The organism is Virgibacillus litoralis (assembly GCF_017873675.1).
In the GTDB taxonomy this organism is placed as follows: Bacteria; Bacillota; Bacilli; order Bacillales; family Amphibacillaceae; genus Lentibacillus; species Lentibacillus litoralis.
In genome coordinates this window covers 18,095-39,977 of the sequence record NZ_JAGGKK010000027.1, presented here as the reverse complement: position 1 = coordinate 39,977, position 21,883 = coordinate 18,095, and the positions used below count along the sequence as shown (strand labels likewise).

The 21,883-nt window shown below is 33.3% G+C and carries 14 protein-coding genes and 1 riboswitch; of the genes, 11 read left to right on the top strand and 3 right to left on the bottom strand.

Annotation, left to right across the window (positions count from 1 at the left end; translation table 11 throughout):
• Positions 1–269: 269 nt before the first annotated feature.
• The 3 genes from J2Z82_RS17890 to J2Z82_RS17880 all read right to left on the bottom strand — a co-directional run bounded on the left by J2Z82_RS17890 (position 270) and on the right by J2Z82_RS17880 (position 3,189).
• A complete protein-coding gene (locus tag J2Z82_RS17890; RefSeq protein WP_209482164.1) occupies positions 270–1,634 on the bottom strand; it encodes a sodium/glutamate symporter family protein in 1,365 nt (454 codons plus the stop codon).
• The gene (locus tag J2Z82_RS17885; protein WP_209482163.1) at positions 1,631–2,848 is read right to left on the bottom strand and encodes a lysophospholipid acyltransferase family protein; all 1,218 of its coding nucleotides are present in this window, start codon (positions 2,846–2,848) and stop codon (positions 1,631–1,633) included. Before J2Z82_RS17885 ends, J2Z82_RS17890 begins: the two co-directional genes overlap by 4 nt.
• A gap of 152 nt (positions 2,849–3,000) precedes the next feature.
• Positions 3,001–3,189: a Spo0E family sporulation regulatory protein-aspartic acid phosphatase gene (locus tag J2Z82_RS17880; RefSeq protein WP_209482162.1), complete on the bottom strand. Its 189-nt coding sequence runs from the start codon at positions 3,187–3,189 to the stop codon at positions 3,001–3,003.
• Between the two features lie 32 nt (positions 3,190–3,221).
• Positions 3,222–3,309: riboswitch (cyclic di-GMP riboswitch) on the bottom strand.
• A 183-nt stretch (positions 3,310–3,492) separates the two neighbouring features.
• Here J2Z82_RS17880 and J2Z82_RS17875 point away from each other — a divergent pair.
• From J2Z82_RS17875 to pglX (J2Z82_RS17825), 11 genes are all read left to right on the top strand, one after another.
• On the top strand, positions 3,493–4,245 hold the full coding sequence (locus J2Z82_RS17875) for a hypothetical protein (RefSeq protein WP_209482161.1): 753 nt from the start codon (positions 3,493–3,495) through the stop codon (positions 4,243–4,245).
• An 85-nt stretch (positions 4,246–4,330) separates the two neighbouring features.
• On the top strand, positions 4,331–4,810 hold the full coding sequence (gene rlmH, locus J2Z82_RS17870; RefSeq protein ID WP_209482160.1) for a 23S rRNA (pseudouridine(1915)-N(3))-methyltransferase RlmH: 480 nt from the start codon (positions 4,331–4,333) through the stop codon (positions 4,808–4,810).
• 184 nt (positions 4,811–4,994) lie between these two features.
• The gene (locus J2Z82_RS17865) at positions 4,995–5,912 is read left to right on the top strand and encodes a hypothetical protein (RefSeq protein WP_209482159.1); all 918 of its coding nucleotides are present in this window, start codon (positions 4,995–4,997) and stop codon (positions 5,910–5,912) included.
• A 176-nt stretch (positions 5,913–6,088) separates the two neighbouring features.
• Entirely contained in the window at positions 6,089–7,090 is a 1,002-nt protein-coding gene (locus tag J2Z82_RS17860; protein ID WP_209482158.1) for a hypothetical protein, read from the top strand.
• 293 nt (positions 7,091–7,383) lie between these two features.
• A complete protein-coding gene (locus J2Z82_RS17855; protein WP_209482157.1) occupies positions 7,384–8,757 on the top strand; it encodes a hypothetical protein in 1,374 nt (457 codons plus the stop codon).
• A gap of 975 nt (positions 8,758–9,732) precedes the next feature.
• Entirely contained in the window at positions 9,733–9,978 is a 246-nt protein-coding gene (locus tag J2Z82_RS17850; RefSeq protein WP_209482156.1) for a TIGR04540 family protein, read from the top strand.
• 21 nt (positions 9,979–9,999) lie between these two features.
• Positions 10,000–10,602 carry a DUF1819 family protein gene (locus tag J2Z82_RS17845; protein ID WP_209482155.1) on the top strand — a complete coding sequence of 201 codons (603 nt, stop codon included), beginning with the start codon at positions 10,000–10,002 and terminating at the stop codon, positions 10,600–10,602.
• Positions 10,599–11,147, top strand: a complete 549-nt coding sequence (locus tag J2Z82_RS17840) for a DUF1788 domain-containing protein (RefSeq protein WP_209482154.1) — start codon at positions 10,599–10,601, stop codon at positions 11,145–11,147. The genes J2Z82_RS17845 and J2Z82_RS17840 overlap by 4 nt, the downstream gene beginning before the upstream one ends.
• Before the next feature lie 15 nt (positions 11,148–11,162).
• A complete protein-coding gene (brxC, locus tag J2Z82_RS17835; RefSeq protein WP_209482153.1) occupies positions 11,163–14,726 on the top strand; it encodes a BREX system P-loop protein BrxC in 3,564 nt (1,187 codons plus the stop codon).
• A 47-nt stretch (positions 14,727–14,773) separates the two neighbouring features.
• A complete protein-coding gene (pglX, locus tag J2Z82_RS17830; protein ID WP_209482152.1) occupies positions 14,774–18,277 on the top strand; it encodes a BREX-1 system adenine-specific DNA-methyltransferase PglX in 3,504 nt (1,167 codons plus the stop codon).
• Between the two features lie 60 nt (positions 18,278–18,337).
• Positions 18,338–21,862 (top strand): BREX-1 system adenine-specific DNA-methyltransferase PglX, encoded by a 3,525-nt coding sequence (pglX, locus tag J2Z82_RS17825; RefSeq protein ID WP_209482151.1) that lies wholly within the window; start codon positions 18,338–18,340, stop codon positions 21,860–21,862.
• Positions 21,863–21,883: the final 21 nt, after the last annotated feature.

The window sequence follows — 21,883 nt, the reverse complement described above, 5'->3', positions numbered from 1 at the left end:
ATTAAAAATGGTGAATTTGGTTTATTGAAACTAGCAAACAAACATAAAAAGATTTTATTTGAAAAACTTCAATAGACTATTGCGCTAACGGGTGCTTTTGTTGAAGAAGGTAATATTACTATCATATATAAAGGAGCTTGGAAATCCAAGCTCCTTTTCTTGTGAATTACAATGTGATTCTTTTGTGAATTCCATTGCGAAACGCTTTGTGTTTTGTCGTGCGAATTATTGTTTTGCACCTCATAACGGAACCAGCTCCTTCCAACTTACTACACCGTTTTCCGTGTCCTGTAATATAAGGCCCCAACAAGCGCCAGGAAATAAACTAGTAACCCAATAAGTGTATAGACATACATGATTGGCTGGTTCTGAACGTAACCAACGATTGGCACATTTAAGAGCAGTAATAAAGGAAATCCAAACATTATTGCTGTCGCACTTCCCATCACCATATTATCTGCTGTATTGGATTGGAATTTTGGATCAACTGCCTTTAATAGTGCCATTCCAGTTGATATGGTACCAGTTTGCATTCCGTAAAATCCTAAAACGTTTGGCAGTTTGTCTTCCGGAAATACGCGCGGTCCAATCCAAAGTAAAAATGCGATGGTTACAAAGCCGCCTAAGGTAGTTAATATCAGAATCGGGACAGCATACTCCTGTAATGCATAGATCGAAATAGCAGCTATTGATGCAGTTATCATGTAATCGAACGAAAAACCGGAAATTCGCTGCAGTAAAAAGTTGTTCGGTGAATGTTCAAGCTGAAGTCCAGCATTTTTTAATCGATTTAAAACAGTTCGGAAAAACATCGCGTACAAGCTTCCGATTAAAAAGTGGAATCCAATGATTAGCTGGGCAAAGGTTGCTCCAAATGTTCCAAGTGGCGTCAATACTTTGTCTAACCCGTATATAGTCAAATATGTAACAAGGTAAATGAAGCCAATTAATGCTATTTGATAGGTTAGCTTATCGATTGCATCACTTAATGAAATTTCATCTGGCTCGGACCGTTCGACCATTTGTTTATGTGTTTTGACTGGGCCAGATTCGGTTTTTTGGAATTTTTTGTTGCGGGCTAATAGGTTCATCAGGATAATCCCGACAACCGTCGCCCAGATAAAGCCTATTCCGGCAATCGTTAAACCAAGGTTCCCGCCACCAACTAGTCCCAATTCTTCCCACTGTGTACCTATCGAATATGCTTGTCCAGGTCCTTGGCCGAATCCGAGTGGCAGCAATAGTCCAACACCTGGGAAAAAGTCCGGATAAAATGTTTCGACAAGGATCATGAATAAACCAAAACCGACCAACCCCTGTATGAGATATGTTGAAACGATCATAAGACCTGAGTTGATAATTGCAGGGCTGTTTTCCACTTCCCGTTCTTTTAACGACAAAGCAATAAAGCCAATGGCCATTAGATGGTAAACCAGGTTTCCAAGTAAATCCTTATCAAAATTTATCCATCCCAGTAGTTCAGGTCCGACGATTAACCCCAGGAAGCCCGCAATCATGGACGTTGGTACAATTAATTTTCGCAAGGCTGGAATTCTCGCTTTTAATACAGCGGCAATAACAATTAAAAAAGATAAAAGAGCAAAGTCGAGTACAAATGACCAGGAGTTACTCATGAGATAACCTCCTTGGTCTGTTCAGATTCCAATGCCTGTGCGGTTTTGATTCCCATTAACCATTTGTATGCCGAGGTGTGGGGCTGATAAAATACAATTCGGTAAAATTGATTTTCATAAAAGAAGTCCAGCTTATGATGAAACTGAATATTAATCCCTTCCAGGTCCCGAAACGCAAACGCATAGTTTTCCTTGTTATCACCATTAAACGTGATTGTTTTGTTGTTCCACTTTAAATCCCCTTTAGAAATAAGCCTAAATGGTTTGTTATCCCAAGATAAAAACAGCTTAACATGGTCCTGCATTGCCTCATTCCAGTTCTGTTGCCAATCCGGATCAAGTAAAGTCTCTTTCAAAAATTCAAGCTGCCATTTATTCCAATCACGAGGATTAGAATAATAGGCAGGGTATGTCACTTGCTCAAACGTTCCTAAGGATGTATAACGCACGGTATAATCACAGCTCCGGCATTCAAACAGGTCATCATGCGATTGAAGCTGCCCAGGTATTCTACAATGTGGACAAACAAACAACAGGCGCTCCAAGTAGTTTGCTAGATTTTTCCCCTGATATTCACTCTTACTCTCGGACTGCCATTCCATTTCATTATGGTAAAGCGCCTCGGTTAGCTTTTGGTTAATGACTTCAGGTGAATCGTTAGTAAAAGCTCCCTGATCCCATTCTTTTTTATAAGAGATAGAAATTAAGCCTTTCCGATGTTTATCTGCCCACCTTGGATGAGTCAGATGCCCGCCGCGAATCGTTGTAATCACAACAGGGATATCCAACAGCTTAACTAATTTAGCGGTTGAATAAATAAGCGGCTCGGTGTCACCATCCCAATTACGGTTCCCCTCTGGAAAAATACCAATAACCCGATTATGCTTTTTAGCCTTCAGTACACCTCTTATCGTGCTCGTATCATTTTTAAATTTCATCTTTGGAATGGCACCAACATAGTTTAATATTCTTTTTAAGAACGGATTTCGAAAAAGAGGATCAGCCGCAATAAAACAAATCGGTTCTTTTACATAGCTATTTAGAATCAGCGGATCCCAGTTATTTACGTGGTTGGCTAAAATAATATAAGGTGGTTCCATATGAAGTGTATCATTGCGTTCAATTACTATTTTCGAACGTCTTCTGGTGAAGAAACGGATTAAAAATAATAACACATTTATGATTCGCATATTTGGTTTATTTTCGATACTCATCGTTTCACATCCAACTATAAAATTATAAAATTAGTACGCTACTATTTTACCATATAATATCGTATTTTCCTTAAATGCAAAAAAAGCTATACCCCATGAGTTTACGGAGTATAGAAAGGCAGTGTTAGTACCAGAAAAACATGAATTTAGGATTAGTCTAGTTTATTTGTATAAATCGACAAAAGTTGATTTCGTTGGTTGAGCTTCACATCTAGTAGTTGACTAACTTGTATTAATGATGGATCTGTAAACTCACTTCCATTCGCTTTAACTTGATACATCAAACGTTTGAGCATTTGAATATCATCGTTAATAATCTTAAGAACATCTTCAGTATCCAAATCACATCCCCCTTTCAGGAATAAGGAGTGTATTCGAAAGCTGGCTGACTTATTGGAAAACCCAACTTAGCCCCTATAGCTTTGCGTCATCATCTTTCAATGATTTTGCCATTATCGTACATGATGTGATGGTACTAACACTATAAAAGATATTCCCCACAATATACTATATATAGTGAATTAACGCAATATTCATGCAAAAATACTGAAACATTTTTAACTTGCCCAATCTGGATTATTGTCCCGTCTTTTAATAATACGCATAGGATAATACAATAATATGAATAAGGAAGTGAGCAAGCGATGGGATTATATATCAATAATAATGATCATCCAGACGTCTATATGAATGGCAGCGATATCCTGGAGCCGAACCAGGGATACTTTCGCGTAGATTATTTCTCCGAGATGATAAAAGAACAAAAAGAGTTAAATAAATCATTATCCAATTCCTTCCGCGACTTAAAATCGTTATACCACCAGCAAACTAATACGCAAGCAGGCAGATGGCAGGAAGTTGGCAAACAGCTGGAAGTATTAAAGGAAAGTAACCTTCAGCACCAAAATTTCGAGAATCAGGCTGTCCAATGGCTGAAAACGTTAGATAGAAATAATGCAAAATTACAAGCTATTTTGGAAAACGGTGGTTTACTAAATAAGGAGATTGCAGAACAAGTCAATCGCTTAGGTGAATCGAATCAAGCTATTGTAGATCAATTAGGAAAATATGAAAGCTCAAGCCAGGCGCTCGCATCACACATGAATGAGTTGTATGATCTCAACAAGCAGATGTCGGAGAGGATTTCTACCCAAGACGATAACCAGGAGAAAGTTATAAAACGACTGGAAAATCAGGAAGCCCTGATGGAGAAAACCTTAAGGCAAATTGATCAGTTTCGATCCATTCTTTTCGAACGAACCAACTATATAGCAGAAAGCATTGAAAACAGTTATAATCTTACGTCCACATATGTCTATAAATTGATGACCGGATCAGAACAACCACTGTCCCTTTTCATGACGAAACAAAGAGAAGAAGAGAGGAAGTCTGATTAATTGAATGAAATGGCGATACTGGAATACGGTATCGTCATTCTTTGATACAATGTAAACAAAAGAAGTCCATAAAGGAATGATTTCAATGAACATAAAAATTATCGCAGTAGGAAAATTAAAGGAAAAATACATTAAGCAGGGCATTGACGAATACTTGAAACGGTTAAGTACATATGCAAAAGTTCAAATTATCGAAGTCGCCGATGAGAAAGCTCCTGAAAATATGAGCGATGCTGAAATGATAGAAGTAAAACAAAAGGAAGGCGAACGCATTCTCGCTAACATCAAACAGGATACCCATGTGATAACGCTCGAAATCAATGGCAAAATGCTAAGCTCCGAACAACTCGCAGCCAAAATGGACGAGCTTGCTACATACGGGAAAAGTAAGCTTGCATTTATTATCGGCGGATCATTAGGCATCAGTGATGAAGTCCAGAAGCGGAGTGACCTCGCATTATCATTTTCCAAAATGACATTCCCGCACCAGATGATGCGCCTAATATTGTTGGAGCAGATTTATCGGGGGTTTAGGATAAATAGGGGGGAACCTTATCATAAGTGACTGGCAAACAAAATTTAACTCTTAAATTAACAAATAAGATACTAGAAAAATTAAGTTTGTTATAATAAAGCAATAGCTAAAGAGGTGGCTCTTACTATAATATCTAGGTTTGTCCTTAAAATTTTTGTTTTTGCGAATATGTGAATTAAAAGTTATATATATTCCGTTAGGGGGTTAGTTTTAAATGGAAATAATTATAAAAAGCAACTTTAGAATTATAGGGATGCTACATGTAAGAGAAACTGTTGATTTTAAAATGCCATATAATGAGTTTATGGAGATACAAGTACACGAAGATAGGACAGTTAGCTGTTTTTATAAGGTAAATATATCTGATGAGTTATTTTATAACCTTAAAAGTGATTCAGGTTTTTCTGGATTATCAACAGATTTAAAAGAAGAACTTATAGATTACTTAGAAAGAATGGAAAATGATACGTATAAAGTAATTGATTTAGTTAGGTATTCTTTAAACGAGAATATCTTCTCGGAACATACTATAAACCTTCAAAAATTAGAGTGGAAGGAATTATCTGGCGAATGGGATAACATTGGTGACATCAGAAAAATAATATCGAATGGTCATTCATATACTCCACTTGCTTTAACAAAAGAAACTGCCAAGATAATTCAACATAACCTTGATGGAGAAATAGAACCTTTTGTTGGTCTTCGCCATCTACATAAAGCAAAGCAAGAAGAAAATCCAAGGTTTATGTGGATTGAGGCAACTATAGCAGCTGAACTGGCTATAAAAGAATTTCTAATAAAACTAAAGCCTGATTTAGAGTCTATTTTATTAGAATTACCTTCTCCCCCCTTAACAAAGCTATATGGCGTAATATTAGAATCATATTCTGGAGAGCGTTACCCTGACTTAAAGGTTTTAAGTAAAGGAATTGAGATAAGAAATAGATTAGTTCATAGACCATTAAATGAAGAAATTGATTATAAAAAAGCTATAAAATATGTTGAAGATATTGAAAGTGCAATCTTTTATTTACTTAAGAAATTGTACCCTAACGACTTATTAATTGATAGAATTGTAAATCCACCTTTAAAAATTGAAACGTCAGTATCTTATATTTCTGAAAGTGAATAGCCCACTTGATTAAGATAACAGAACTAGTGAAATTCAAATGAACCTTATATTCGTAGAATTATATAAAAGATAGAATAATAATTTTAGTACACTAACGTAAATTAATCATCAAAAAATTACGGAATATATAGAGGACGTCCAAACATGGACTGTTTTATTAATGGAAGGAATTTAATATGTCTAATGATAAAAATAATATTGAAAGAACTACAAGGTTAATAATTACTTTAACTATTTTTGGAGGTATGTGGTTTTTATTTAAAGGTGCTATTGCTTTATGGATTAGCACTTTTTCTACCACAGCATTTACTAAATCAATTATCAATATAGAATATGTTCTATCAGTAATTACTCTTACTGTTATTCTAGTAATAACAATAAAAGTTCTGATTTATGTATATACGGAACTTAAAACATTTCAATTTTTTATTAATATAGAAGATAAAGAAAAGCTTCAAAAAAATGCTGATATAAAATATGGTGATATATTTAAAACAATAAAATATATTATAAATGGATTATTTGGAATAGCGATTTTAAGTATTATTATTGAATTAGTTGCTAAGCCACACTTAATTATTTCAATATTAATAGGTACTTTATCGGTTACGTTGTTATTCTGTCTTTCTCTTTTCGTAAAAAAAGAAAATGTTAAGAAGGTTATTACAACAATAGAAAAAATCGAAGAAAAAATATCTCCTTATAATTTTTTGTTATACATTGGGGTTTTAATATTATTTGTTGGGATTTGTATCTCTCTGGTTTCACTAAATCAAAATCAGATTGTTGAAGTGGAGTTTAAAAATAATAAAAATGTTATCTTAAATGCTAACATACAAAATATAGAGAATGTGGAAATGGCAATAACAATATATAATGAAAAAAATGGGGAAGAAACAAATCTTGATATCGCTCACACAGAGTTCAGTCAAGATTTGGTAGAAGTCTATGAAAAAAACAGTACAGAAAACACAAAGCTCTACATTGATAAGTCACAACACCAATATCATTACTCAATGAATCTAGATAAATATCTCATAGAAGGAAATAATCAGATTGAATTAAAGATTTCTAATCAGAAATCTTCTAATAGTAAGATAGTAAGAATAGTTAATGATATAGAAAAAAATGGGTCAAAAATGGAGATTTCTGAAGAAAAATTTATTGTAAAACCTTAATTATAAATGTAAGTGTTTTTACTTAATCAGAAAATTTTTATGTTAGTTTATAAAGACAGAACCGTTTAAATAAGTAGGGTCTTGGGGACATGTTTATAATGACACTTATGGATTGATGTCGTTCCATAAGTGATAGTTGGTATTTCATTACTTTCCTCTATATTTATTTACACAGTTAAGTGCTATTTATTCTCATGATTGATTTTAAACTCTGGGTTATGGATGGATGCTGTCGGTATGGACAAATTGGACAATACATCAGAAAAAACAGTTTGATTAGGAGGTGTATAGTTTTGTTTAGAAAAAAAGATAACCCTTTTGATAGAGGATTACCCAATGAATCAAACAAAATTGAAATCATTATTCAATCTCAATTTTTTAATGATTTTATTGAAGAATATGAAACAGAAATAACTAGGTTATTCTATTTGTCTCGTTTACCTTTCATCAACTTAATTTTATTACCACTGAACAATGTGAATAATAATTTTAGAAATATATTAGAGCAACATAATTTTTCCATTCCAATATATGAAAAAAAGCAGGTAAATGGTAATAAGATAATTTTTTCTACAAAGGATTATGAGTTAGTAGTACTAAATGGCGAATTAGATTGTTGGAAAGACAAAATGTTTGAAAGTGGACAAATTAGTGTACCAGATATGCAAACAATAAATCATCTAGTGCCTGATTATTTTATAATGGACAAGCAGGATCCATATTTAAAACGTAAAGACGGTAATATTAGAAAGGTAGGAATCCAGCAATTTTTTGATGAAGTACGTATTCTTTTAGTGCATCATCAAATTTTTTATAGTCACTTTAATCACCTAATTAAAGGTCAAATGGTATACAATAACTACAGATTAATGAGTAAATTCACAAAAGCTTTTGAATTGGGTTTCTATTATAAGAAAGTATCTGAAGAAACTTCTGTGTTAAAGCAAAACTACTCTACGAGCTTAACTAATAGATTATATCTTCTATGTAAATCCGTAGATGAGATTGAATTTTATTCCTACAAAACACCTAACAACGATACAAAAGATGAAGCCTTGTATCACTTAGGTTACTATATAATGCTTCTAACAGGCTCGTTTGAGAACATAGCTGGGGTAATTAAAGGTCTTCACAATGTTGAATTAAAACATCATAAAGAATTATCTATAAGAGTGTATAATCATAAAGAAAATAATCCTCTTTTAATACGTGTTATACAAAAAAACCCTGAATTGGTTAGATATTTATTAGATAATAAAGTAAAAACTTTTATTAATTTAGTTTATGAAATTCGAGATACATTACAACACAGGGATTATATACAAGGTATGGGTTCCTCTTCACCCAATGGAAAAAATCCTAATTTATTATGGATACCTGAAGAGAATGCTGAATCTTTTGAAAGGTTAGATGGAGAATTTCAAAAGAAACTTAGTTTTGATGGAAAGTTAGAGGGGGGTTATCTTTTTAATATGCATCAATTTACTAAAAGACTTTTTGAATTTAGCGTAGAGATGGTAAATGATATTATGCATCTAATAAATATATATTTACATAAGGAATTAAGTTTAACTGATAAAAGTATTGTAGAAAAACGAATTGATGAGTTTAGGCAGGGAAACTCATATATAATGAGAATTGGAAAAGATTCATTATATTTTAATTAAAAAATTGCGATGGATATTTTCGTGCCACACCAATGGAAACTAGATACGTCCAGTTCCTTTCAATATGTAGTTATAATACGTTATTTTGACTTAAGGTAGCCTGATTTTACTAGGCTGCCTATTTCCTTGTTTATTTTCTATCTAGGATATTTGTGCTAATTTGGGGGCTTAAATAAGCAGAAATCTATCTATTTGAAAACACAAGTAATAGTTATTTGATTTTTTTATAAAAACAGGAATTAACTTAACAGTTTATTGTCTATAATTTGTAATTTTACTTTTGGAAATAGAAAGTGTTCTATTAAAGTTACAAGATAATGAAGATAAACTACTTAGTATATTTGGTACTGGTAGCGCTGTTGCCTATATAAGTCTAGAAGAACTGAATCTTTAAAAAGACAGACCTACCAATCAGGGAGGAGTAAACTGAATGATAGAAATGATATGGCCACGAATAATGGAATGCGAAGGACAACATTTCACTCAAATAAGAGGAGGGAAATAGTGAATGGCAATCTTATTAAGTTGAGTAGGACCAATCGTTCTGTATCGAAAAATACATTTAAAGAGGCATTGAATTATATGAAGTTAGAAAATACGGAACCCCCTTCAATATTTCCAAGCTCCGCATATTTGTATGCAATTCTGATGGACGATCGGATACGAAAGAATAATTGGTAGAGAACGACTTAGTCTTAACTGACTATTTACAAAGATTTTGGGTGTGCAGAAATTTGCGCACCCTTTTGCATATAATAAATATGACCTATTCTGTCAATTGGGGCTTTGGGAAAATGGTAATATATAGCGGTTATTAAAATATAATATATTCACAACGGTGGTATACTCCTTTGTTCACATTTAATGGTGGTCAGAGAAAATATATAGCTATTTTTTCAAATCTATTGTGTTACCAAAGATCTACATATAAAATAAAGATAAAGTATAAAAAAAGTAAGAGTAGGTGACTTCATTATGGATGTTAAACTGTTTCAAAAAACACAGCGTGATTTAGCGGCGTCTATTAACTTAGTTATTGATAAATATTGGGAAGATGAGGTTAATGAATCAAAAATGGTGGAGTTAATTCAAAAGTTGTACATAACGAATACGAACAAACTTGTTAAAAATGGGGATTATACAACCATTATTCGTCAACAATGTGGAAAGCGTCGACTTGAAGTTGTCGATCAAGTCATTAAACAAACTAATGTCGGATAAAAAGGTAGGCTGATAGAGTATATGGAATATTCAGCGGGGTTTACTAAAGAAAAATGGTCAGAAAATGATATTGAAGTAGTTATTGAACTTATGCTCCAAGATAAGTCAAAAAAAGAAATATTAAAGGAAGTTACTGAGAAAAACTTATTTCAATTGAGAAGTCCTCTCAGCATTAAAAATAGATTTAATATGGTGTACAATCGTGCAGCTGTCCTTGAAGATGAAATGAAACAGCATTTCTTAAGAGCTAATGATTATGATCGAAAGGCATTAACGTTGTATTCGTTTCTTCAAGCTTACCGAATACCACTCGAATTTTATGTGGAAATTATTGCCTATAAGTACGAACAGCAGGAATTGTTGTATCGCAACGACTTTCATTACTTCTTTGAAGATAAAGCCAATGTCAGTGAAAAGGTTAACGGGTGGAGGCCTGAAACCATTAAACGCCTGATAAATTCTTTATTGATGTTTTATTTAGAAGCAAGAATGATTGAAAAGGTTGATCAGACAAAATATATCATAAAACCGATCCATCTAAGCCAGGATGTAAAAACATACGCTGAAAAGAACGTTCCGCTGTTATATTCTTTTTCAGTTTTAGAAAAGGTGAATAATTCATGAAGTCGACATACGAGCGTTTAGAACAAATGGAAAAAAGAATTAACCAGGACGGATTCACTCAACCAAAAGGTATTGGGAGCGATATTCCTCATTTTGTTTTGGACTATCCACCAGAAGATGAGTTGCAAGTTCGTGTCTATATAAAAAATATGTTGAAGCGAACTAAGATTAACATCAAAGAAGTGAATTTATTTGAATTTCTATTATCATTTTTTGAAGAAGACGAACTTGAAGAATTATATGAAGTGGCAGAAGAAGAAGGGTTACGTGGCTTAAATGATGTTATCGAACCAATCTTAAATGAAAGTAATACGATGATTCAACAGTTTAGAGATATAACGGAAGAAGCGGATTTGATATTTATTACGGGAGTAGGGACTGCACATCCATTTCTGCGATCGAGTCAGTTATTAAAAGCTATATCAAGTAAAGGCTATAAAAAACCAATTGTATTATTCTATCCAGGAGAATTTACAGGGTTAAGACTGAAATTATTTAACATTCTTGATTATGAAGATGATTATCAATTATCGCGCTTATCTTAAAGGGGAGGTACAAATATGCAAATTAAAGACTTATTTCAAAAAGACATATTCCGGCCAATTAATAACGTTGTTCAAGCGGAGCAAATGGAAGAGAATGTAGTCAAAACGGAACTAGATGAGTATGTCTTAACAGAAGAAAGTGAACATTATTTAAATCGTTTTTATCGTAATTATTTAGCTGTTTATGACCAACCATCAACTAAAGTAGGTGTGTGGATTTCTGGTTTCTTCGGATCTGGTAAATCACACTTCTTAAAAATCTTGTCCTACTTATTACATAATCAGGCGATTGCAGAGAGAAACCCGGCTGATTATTTCCAGGATAAAACAGACAACGAAGAGTTACTAAGTATGATGCAACAAGTGTCAGAGAAAAATTCGGATGCTTTACTTTTTAATATTGATTCACGCTCCACATCTTCATCTAAGGATTCAGAAAAAGAACGAATCATTGAAGTATTCCTAAGAGTGTTTAATAACCATCTTGGCTATTCAGATACACTTTGGGTAGCAGAAATGGAACGTCAATTAGATGGAGATGGAAAGTACGAGGAATTTAAGCAAGCCATCTATGATCAAAACGGTACAGCTTGGGAAGAGTTCCGTTTAAAGATATTATTACGGAAAAAGAAAGTCATTAAAGCATTAGAATCAATAGGTTATGACCAAGACACAGCTGAAACCTTCTTTGCGATGAGTAGAGAATGGTTTTCGATAGATGCTTTACGTGTTGCAGAACTTGTGGCTGATTATTGTAAAAAACAAGGCCCAGATTATCGTTTAGTTTTCCTAGCGGATGAAATCGGTCAGTATATCGGTAATAACACCAGTTTAATGCTTAACTTACAAACAATTACTGAAAAATTAGGTGATTTAAGTCAAGGTCAAGCATGGGTCATTGTGACTTCACAAGAAAAATTGGAATCAACTGTATCAGATCTTGACAGTACAAAAGACTTCTCAAAAATCCAAGGTCGTTTTGAAACGAAAATCAACCTATCTAGTGCCAATACAGATGAAGTCATCAAGAAACGTCTTTTAGAGAAGAAAGATGTCGGTGAGGATACGTTAAAAACGATTCATGACCAAGAAGGAAAGCTCATTCATAACAGACTCGCTTTTGATACTAAGAACACACAACTCCGATCAGGCTATCGAAGCATAGAAGAGTTTGTATCCTTTTATCCATTTGTCCCTTATCAGATTGAATTACTTCAAATGATATTTACAAAAATTCGTAATCTAGGTGAAGGGGGACAACACACATCTCGTGGTGAACGTTCATTACTTAAAGCATTCCAAGAAGCTGCACAGTTAAATGCTGATGAGAATGTCGATAATATGGTGACTATGGCGGAATTTTATCCTTCTATTCGAGACTATCTAGAATCATCGATTACAGGTACGATTGCAAGAGCTCAGGATCGAGCACGTAATGATGAGGGCTTAAAAGAGTATGATGTAAAAGTACTTCAAGTTCTTTACTTAATCAAAGCGATCGATGAAATCAAATCAGCACCTAGTAACATTGCGACCCTTATGGTTGAAACCATTTATGATGAACGTCAGCCGTTAGAATATAAAATCAAGGAATCATTAAATCGCCTGCAAACAGCCATGTTCATTGAACAACATGCGGATGGTTCATATTCCTTCTTGTCAGATGAAGAGCAAGAAATTAATCGCGAAATCCGTGTAGAAGAGTATAATTCAGCAGCGGTTAAAGAACGACTTGGGAACTTGTTCTTCAATGTCATGTATCGTCATCCGAAGTATGAATACAAACATAATGAGCAGACGAAACACTTTGATTACAATAAACGATTCGATAGCTACGTAAAAGGTCAAATGAATCATGAGTTAACCATGCAAGTGTTTACAGAAGGGATGACTGATTCAGAAGCCGCACTTCAAGCCAACTCAGGTCATTTAATTATATTGTTGGATAAAGAGAACGTTGCAGAAGCGGAAGGTGCACTAGCTTATATTCAGCAGGTTGATAGTTATGTGCGTCGTAAACAATCTAGTACAACGACCCAGCAGCAAAAACGTATATTTGAGACAAAGCTTGCTGAGGTAGATGAATATTCGCAAAAAGCAGAAGAGTTATTAGCAAAAGCTTGTGAGAATGCCGGTTTTTATATTCAAGGTCAACTTCGTGATTTTAGCGGCAATTTTCAAAGTAAAGTTGACCATGCAATGAACATGTTAATTCGAAGTACATTTACGAAATTTCATTATATTGAAGAACCCATTTCGTTTAAAAACAGTAGAAATGAGTGGGAACAAGTAGCTGAGAATTTAGGTCAACAGAGCTTATTCAGTGATCTGAACCACAACGCAATGGATGAAGTGAAACATTTTATTGAAGAGTTGGAACGTTCACATGACCAAAGAACGTTAAAACAAGTTGTACAAAAATACAAAGCTGTTCCTTACGGGTGGGAAGAACAAGACACCATCGCTATATTAATGGGATTAATGAATGCTGGAAAAGTACGATTCACGTATGCAGGCGAGCCATTTAACCCTAACTCCAACAAATTTTATGATCGATTGGAAAAAGTATCTGAACGAGATCGTATTGTCGTCTTACCAATCGTAGAGATGGATAGCCAAGTCAAACAAGATTTGATTGCATTAGTCCGTGATTTCTTCTCTATTACACAAACACATGACACTTATGAAGCTTATGAGGAAATTGTACGAGAAAGAGTCAAAGAAGAATTTGTAAATCCTATTGAAGAAATTAGAAAAAGACGACGTCAACAAGATCCATCAAGTGGCTATTTATACCCGGGTGAAAAGGATATTAATAGGGTTGCAAATGATACCCAAAAATTACTTTCTATTCGTGATCCAGAACAATTCTGTCGAACATCTATTCAATATGAGGATGATATTGAGGAATGGTACGACGTATTAGAAAAGCTACAAGGGTTTTATAATGGTATCCCTATAAACAATTTTGACAAAGCTGTTCAAGCACTCAAAGATCATCAACATGACTTAGAAATCATTCATAAAGAAGAGTTAGATGATATCACGCAACGCATGAAACAAATTTTATTACATGAAGAACCAACAAAAGACATTAGCCAATTGCCAGAGCTGACAAATGATCTACAGAATCTCATTCAAGAAGAAACTGAAAAACAAAAACAAGCGGTTTTAGTTCAATCCGATAAATCAATTGAAGCAATCGAAGAATTACTGGATCAGTATTCTCAACATGAAACGATAGTGGATTATGTTCAATCCAGAAAAGAACAAGCTAAGCAACTTTACGATAAAATCAAAGAAAGCGAACGAATTTCTAGTGCCCGTATTAATCAACAACAACTTATCGACATTGTTGATTCAACAAAATCAAAAGCACGTGAAATGCTAAAGGAATTACGGAAAGATACAGATACAGTTTCAAGAGAGCCTAAAACTATCACTGAACAAGAGTTGTATAATTCCTTCTTTAGTCAAGTCAATACGATTGAATCAGAAGAAGATTTAGAACGTGCCATTGAATCATTGAAGAGAACTTTGATTAAAGAGTTACAAACTCATTATTTCGTAAAATCATAAACACGGAGCAGAGAACCTTCTGCTCCGCTACATATAGGGGTGAAACATTGAATAAGGTAGAACTTAAGAAATTTGCTGTTGAAGCTAGACGAGATTTAATTGATAAAGTGTCATTGAAAACTGAACAATATGGAATTACCAAAGACAATCAAGAAATAAATATTGAAGAAAACTATGGACAATTAATAGTTAATGGTAAGACCTTCCCAATAGAAATGAAACATGCTGTTCATACGTTACAACAAAGTTTGAACCGGGTGGGTTATGACCAGCTTGTTGAGGAAGTTGCTTACACGTGGTTTAACCGAATTATTGCGATTCGTTATATGGAGGTCAATAACTATTTACCTGATCGGGTAAATGTGTTATCTAGTAGTACAGGTAAAAATGAACCTGATATTTTACTTCAATATGAAACAATGAATTTAGATGTTGATCACCAACAAATAAATAAATGGCTTCAGAAAAACGACAATGAAAAGGCTTATAGGAAATTATTTGTTGCTCAATGTAATAATTTGAATACTGTTTTTCCTACACTATTCGAAAAAATAAATGATTATACAGAGTTACTTCTCCCAGATTATTTATTGGACAGTGAATTTATTATTTCCAAACTAGTAGTTAATCAAGAATTAGTTGATAGCTTTAAAGAAGTAGAAGTTATTGGGTGGTTGTATCAATATTACAATGCAGAACCAAAGGATAAGGTTTTTGCTAAATTAAGACAAAATAAAAAAGCTGAGAAAAATGAAATACCAGCTGCAACACAATTTTTTACACCTAAGTGGATTGTCCAGTATTTGGTTGAAAATTCTCTTGGGCAGTTATGGTTGGAAGCTTATCCAAATTCAGAAATAAAGAAATCGCTTGATTACTATATTGAACCGGCTGAGCAAACAGATGAAGTAAAAAGAAGGTTTGAAGAAACCAGATATAAATCCATTAACCTAGAAGAGATAACACTTATTGATCCGTGTGTAGGATCTGGACATATATTAGTTTACACGTTTGATCTACTATATCAAATGTATGAAGAAGCAGGATATTTAAGTAAAGATATTCCTAAACTCATTTTAGAAAATAATTTATTTGGAATAGATATTGATGAAAGAGCGACCCAAATGGCTTCTTTTGCTCTAATGATGAAGGCTCGAGAGAAGTCTAGAAGAATATTGAAGCAAAATATAAATTTAAACATTATAGCTATTGAAGAATCAAATAATCTTGGTTTACAAGGTTTAGTTAATCTTTTAGCCAACAACAAACAAGAAGAAAAAGAAATTGAGTTAATTATAAACTTGTATCAGAATGCTAAAAACTTTGGTTCAATGTTAAAACCTCCTAAAGTCGATTACAATAAGTATCTTGATCGTATAGATTCAATAGGAGAAGTTCAAATTTCTGTAGAAACTACTAGAGCATATGAACAACTGGAAAGCTTCAAATATATTCTAACTCAGTCTATAATTTTAGTTTCACAATACAATGTTGCAATTACTAATCCTCCATATATGGGTAACAAAGGTATGAATAAGACATTAAAGAATTTCCTTAAGAATTATTATGATAAATCAAAGTCTGACTTATACACAGTTTTTATTGAAAGAATTCAAGATCTCACTAAAGAATATGGAATTAATAGTTCTGTAACTCAACACTCATGGATGTTTTTAAGTAGTTTTGAGGGAATAAGAAAATATTTATTAAATAATAATACAATCCTAAATTTAGTACATTTAGGTACTAGAGCCTTTGAGGATATTGGGGGAGAGGTTGTTCAAACTTCTGCGCAGACATTACGAAAAGTCGCAGAACCTAATTATAATAGTACGTTTGTTAGGCTAGTGCATTATAATAATTCCAAGTCTAAGGAAGAAAATTTCTCTAACGATTCTAATAAATTCTATGCACTTCAAAATAGTTTTAGTAATATTCCAAGTTCGCCTATTTCTTATTGGGCAAGCGCCCAGGTAAAAAAAATATTTAGAGAATTCGATGGTATAGGAGAAATAGCTAAACCAAGGCAGGGAATGGCTACTTCTGATAATGATAGATTTTTAAGAAATTGGTATGAGGTTAATAATATGCGTATTGGGATTGGGTTTGGTAGTAATGCAGATGCTGAAAAATCTAATTATAAGTGGTTTCCATATAACAAAGGTGGATCATATAGAAAGTGGTACGGAAACTATGAGAAAGTAATAAATTGGGAAAATGGTGGTCAAGAAGTTAAGGAGCTAGCAACATCATTATATAATAATGCGACAAGAACAATAAAGAACATTCCTTTTTATTTTAGAGAAGGAATTACATGGTCATTCGTAAGTTCTGCCTATTTTGGGGTTAGATATACTCCAAAAGGATTCATATTTGATGTAGGAGGATCATCATTATTTCCAGATGAAGATATAAATGTTTATTTAAGTTACTTAGCTAGTAAAGTGTCACCTTATTTTATTTCTTTTATAAATCCAACTTTAAATTTTCAAGTAGGCAATGTTGCAAATTTGCCTCTTCCAGTTATGAGTGAGGAGTTAAAATCTAAAGTAGTAGAGATAACTCAAGAGAATGTTGATATTTCTAGATTAGAATGGGATTCATTCGAAACTTCCTGGGACTTTAAGAGTCATCCGTTTATCAGCTATACAATTGATAACACACTATCGGATGCTTACGGTAATTGGAATCAAGAAACTACTAATAGGTTTAATAATTTAAAAAATAATGAACAAGAACTAAACGAAATATTTATTAATTTTTTTGGTTTATATGAAGAACTGTCTTCAGAAGTAGCAGACAATGAAATTACCATTGTAAAAGCCGATCGTGTAAGAGAGACAAAATCATTCTTATCCTTTTATATAGGTTGTGTCTTAGGTCGTTATTCCTTAGATCAAGAAGGTCTGAATTTTGCTGGTGGAGAGTTTGATGAATCGAAGTATGAGTCATTTAAGCCGAATCAAGACGGTCTGATCCACTTAACAGATGACCATTATTTTGATAATGATATTGTGGTTCGTTTACGGGAATTTTTATCAGTAGGATTTAGCCCACAAACTGTGGACGAAAATATGCAGTGGTTAGCTGAATCGTTAACAATGAAGAAAAATGAATCGCCTGAGGAGCGGTTACGTCGTTATTTCTTAGATGAGTTCTTTAAGGATCACTGTAAAATGTACCAGAAACGACCAATCTATTGGTTAGTTGATTCAGGTAAACAAAAAGGATTGCGAACACTCATCTACATGCACCGTTACCAACCAGATACGATGGCATCGATTCGTTTTGAACACTTACAAGAGATTCAATCGAAGTATCAAAATGAAATTAGCATGATTGATACTCGTTTAGCTAATCCAAGTTTATCGGCAACGGATAGACGTAGTCTGGATAAAGCGAAAACAGATTATCAAAAGAAAATAGATGAACTTCAAGAATTTGATAAACATTTAGCGACATATGCCAATGAACAAATTGACATTGACTTAGATGATGGCGTTAAAGTAAACTATGCGGAATTTGATAAAGTGCTTTCAAAGATTAAATAACCACATGAACAAACTTAAAGGGCGGTGCTGTAATCTGCTCTTTAAATGAGGGGTGTAACAATGAATAAGGCTGAACTGAAGAATTTTGCTGTAGAAGCTAGACGGGATTTAATTGATAAAGTGTCACTTAAAGCTGAACAATATGGAATTACCCAAGATAATCAAGAAGTAAATATTGAAGAAAGCTATGGTCAATTAATCGTAAATGGAAAGCCATTCCCAATAGAGATAAAACATGCTGTTCATACGTTACAGCAACGCTTAAATAAAGTGGGATATAATCAGCTTATTGAAGAAGGTGCTTATACATGGTTTAACCGAGTCATTGCAATTCGTTATATGGAAGTCAATAATTATCTACCTGATCGAGTGAATGTATTATCTAGTAGTACCGGCAAAAATGAACCTGATGTACTACTTCAATATGAAACAATGAATTTAGATGTCGATCGTCAACTAGTAAATGAATGGCTACAAAAGGGTGATGATGAACAAGCTTACCGTAACTTGTTTGTTGCACAATGTAATGCGTTAAATCAATTGTTACCTTTTTTATTCGGAAAAATTGAAGATTATACGGAGTTATTGTTACCTGATTATTTATTAGACCAGGAATCCATCATACGGAAAATGGTTATTGACTTGTCTGATGAAAACTTTTATCAAATACAAGAAGACGGTTCTCGAAAAGATAATGTAGAAGTTTTAGGATGGCTTTACCAATATTATATGTCTGATAAGAAAGAGCAGGTTGGAGGACTTAGAAACAATGCTGTTAAAAAAGAAGACCTACCTGTTGTCACGCAATTATTCACACCTAAGTGGATTGTTCAGTACATGGTACAGAATTCACTAGGAAAATTATATGATGAAAAATATGAAAGTAATCAACTGGCACAACATTGGGAATATTATTTAAAACATGAGGAAAATCATCATCTATACCCAGAGTTTGATTCACTAGAAGAGCTAAAAATTATGGATCCAGCTTGTGGGTCAGGTCATATCTTACTTTACGCCTTTGATATGCTATATGACATGTATGAGGAAGCGGGCTATCCATCTAGAGAGATACCTCAACTGATTTTAGAAAATAACTTGTATGGTTTAGATATTGATAAACGCGCCCAACAAATTTCGGATTTTGCATTGTTAATGAAAGCTGCTGAAAAACAACCGCGCTTCATTTCAAGATTAAGTCGTAAAGGAATAAGTCCAAAACTGAATGTATATGAGATTGTTGATACAGATCAGTCGTTATCTGAAGAAGCTATAGACTATTTTGTAGAGAATGAAACTGAAAGGTCATTAGTGAATGAATTACTAGGCCAGTTTGAAAATGGCAAACAATTTGGGTCATTGATTAATCCAATTGATATACCTTATGAAGAGTGGATTGATAGAATCAAAAGTTTAGAGAACCGACAAAATAATTTAATTGATGAAACATATTCAAAGGAGCTTAAAGAAAAATTATTACCTGTCTTAGAACAAGCTTTGATATTATACCAAGAGTATGATGTAGTTGTGACTAACCCACCTTACCACAATAAATATAATTCTGTTCTTAAATCATTTATGAAGAAGAATTATACACAGTTTAAAACGAATTTATATTCGGCTTTTATTATCAGGTGTAAGGAAATGTCCAAAGCATATGGTTATTCAGCCTTGCTAACACCTTTTACATGGATGTTTATTTCAACTCATGAACAAGTAAGAAAACATATTATTGATAATAGTTCTATAACCTCTTTAATTCAACCTGAATATCATTCATTTTATGATATTGCTGATGTTGCTGTATGTACATTTGTTATACAAAATCAAACAATAATTAGGAAAGGGGAATATTTGGATTTATCGAACTTTAAAGGAGAACAAGCCACATGGGTAAGGGATGCTGTGAATAAACAAGTTCCATATAGGAAGTCCTTCAATTTAGAGGATTTAAAGTATATACCAGAAAAGCCATTAGCATTAAGTATTACGAAAGATGAATTAAAGGCCTTTCAAAATGGGTATTTAATATCGGAGTTAGCTTCTCCTAAAGCTGGATTAGCAACAGGTGATAATAATCGTTTCCAAAGATATTGGTTTGAAGTTGAGTTTAATAAAATTGGTTTTTATTATAGTGATGTATCAGATACAAATACTGGAACTCATAAATGGTTCCCCTGTAACAGTGGTGGAGAATTTCGTAAATGGTATGGTAATAATTATATGGTTGTTAACTGGGAAAATAATGGTGAGGAAATAAAAAACTTCAAAAATGACAAGGGGAAGCTAAAATCACGTCCGCAAAATACAAGTTTTTACTTTAAGGAAGGCATTACTTGGACTAAGTTAAGTTCGTCTAATTTCGGATGTAGATATAAGGAAAAAGGATTCGTATTTGATGATACGGGAAGATCGGCCTTTCCGAATAGTGAAGAAGATTTGAAGTATATTCTTGGACTTTTCTGTTCAAAGGTAGCGATAAATTATATGAGCACATTAAACCCAACATTAAGTTTCACAAATGGTGATATTAAAAGGATTCCCGCTATATTAGGGGTGGAGTCTTCTGTGAAAAATCATATCTCTGAAATTGTAGATGAGAACATTTTTCTGTCTAAAGAAAATTGGGATTTCTTTGAGCGGTCATGGGGGTTTCTACAACATCCTTTCATCACTTTGAATAAAAAGGATAAGAAAATAGGTGAAGTATATTCTTATTGGAATAGTTATTTAAATAATATGTTTAATACATTAAAAAAAAATGAAGAAGACTTAAATAAAATATTTATAAATCTATATGATTTAACTGATAAAGTTTCTACAAAAGTATTAAGAAATGAAATTACTATTGCATTAGCAGACAGAGAGAGAGATGCAAAACACTTTTTATCTTATTTTATAGGATGTGCTATAGGACGTTATTCATTAGATGTTGAAGGTATTGCTTATGCAGGTGGAGTATTTGATGAATTAAAGTATGAGATATTCAAGCCCAATTCTAATGGACTAATTCAATTAACAGATGATCATTACTTTGATAATGATATTATCGTCCGTTTAAGAGAGTTTCTATCCGTAGCATTTAGTCCAGATACTGTGGATGAGAACATACGTTGGTTAGCTGAATCATTAATAATGAAGAAAAATGAGTCGCCGGAGCATCGGTTACGTCGGTATTACTTAGATGAGTTCTTCAAGGATCAATGTAAAATGTATCAAAAACGACCAATATACTGGTTAGTTGATTCAGGTAAGCAAAAAGGATTGCGAACACTCATCTATATGCATCGTTATCAACCAGATACGATGGCAACGATTCGATTTGAACATTTACAAGAAATTCAATCGAAATATCAAAACGAAATCAGTATGATTGATACTCGTTTAGCTAATCCGAGTTTATCGGCAACGGATAGGCGTAGTTTGGAAAAATCCAAAACAGATTATCAAAAGAAAATAGATGAACTTCAAGAATTTGATAAACATTTAGCGACATATGCCAATAAACAAATTGATATTGACTTGGATGATGGTGTCAAAGTCAACTATGCCAAATTTGATAAAGTCTTAGCTAAGATTAACTAACAGAAAAGAGGGGATTTCCCT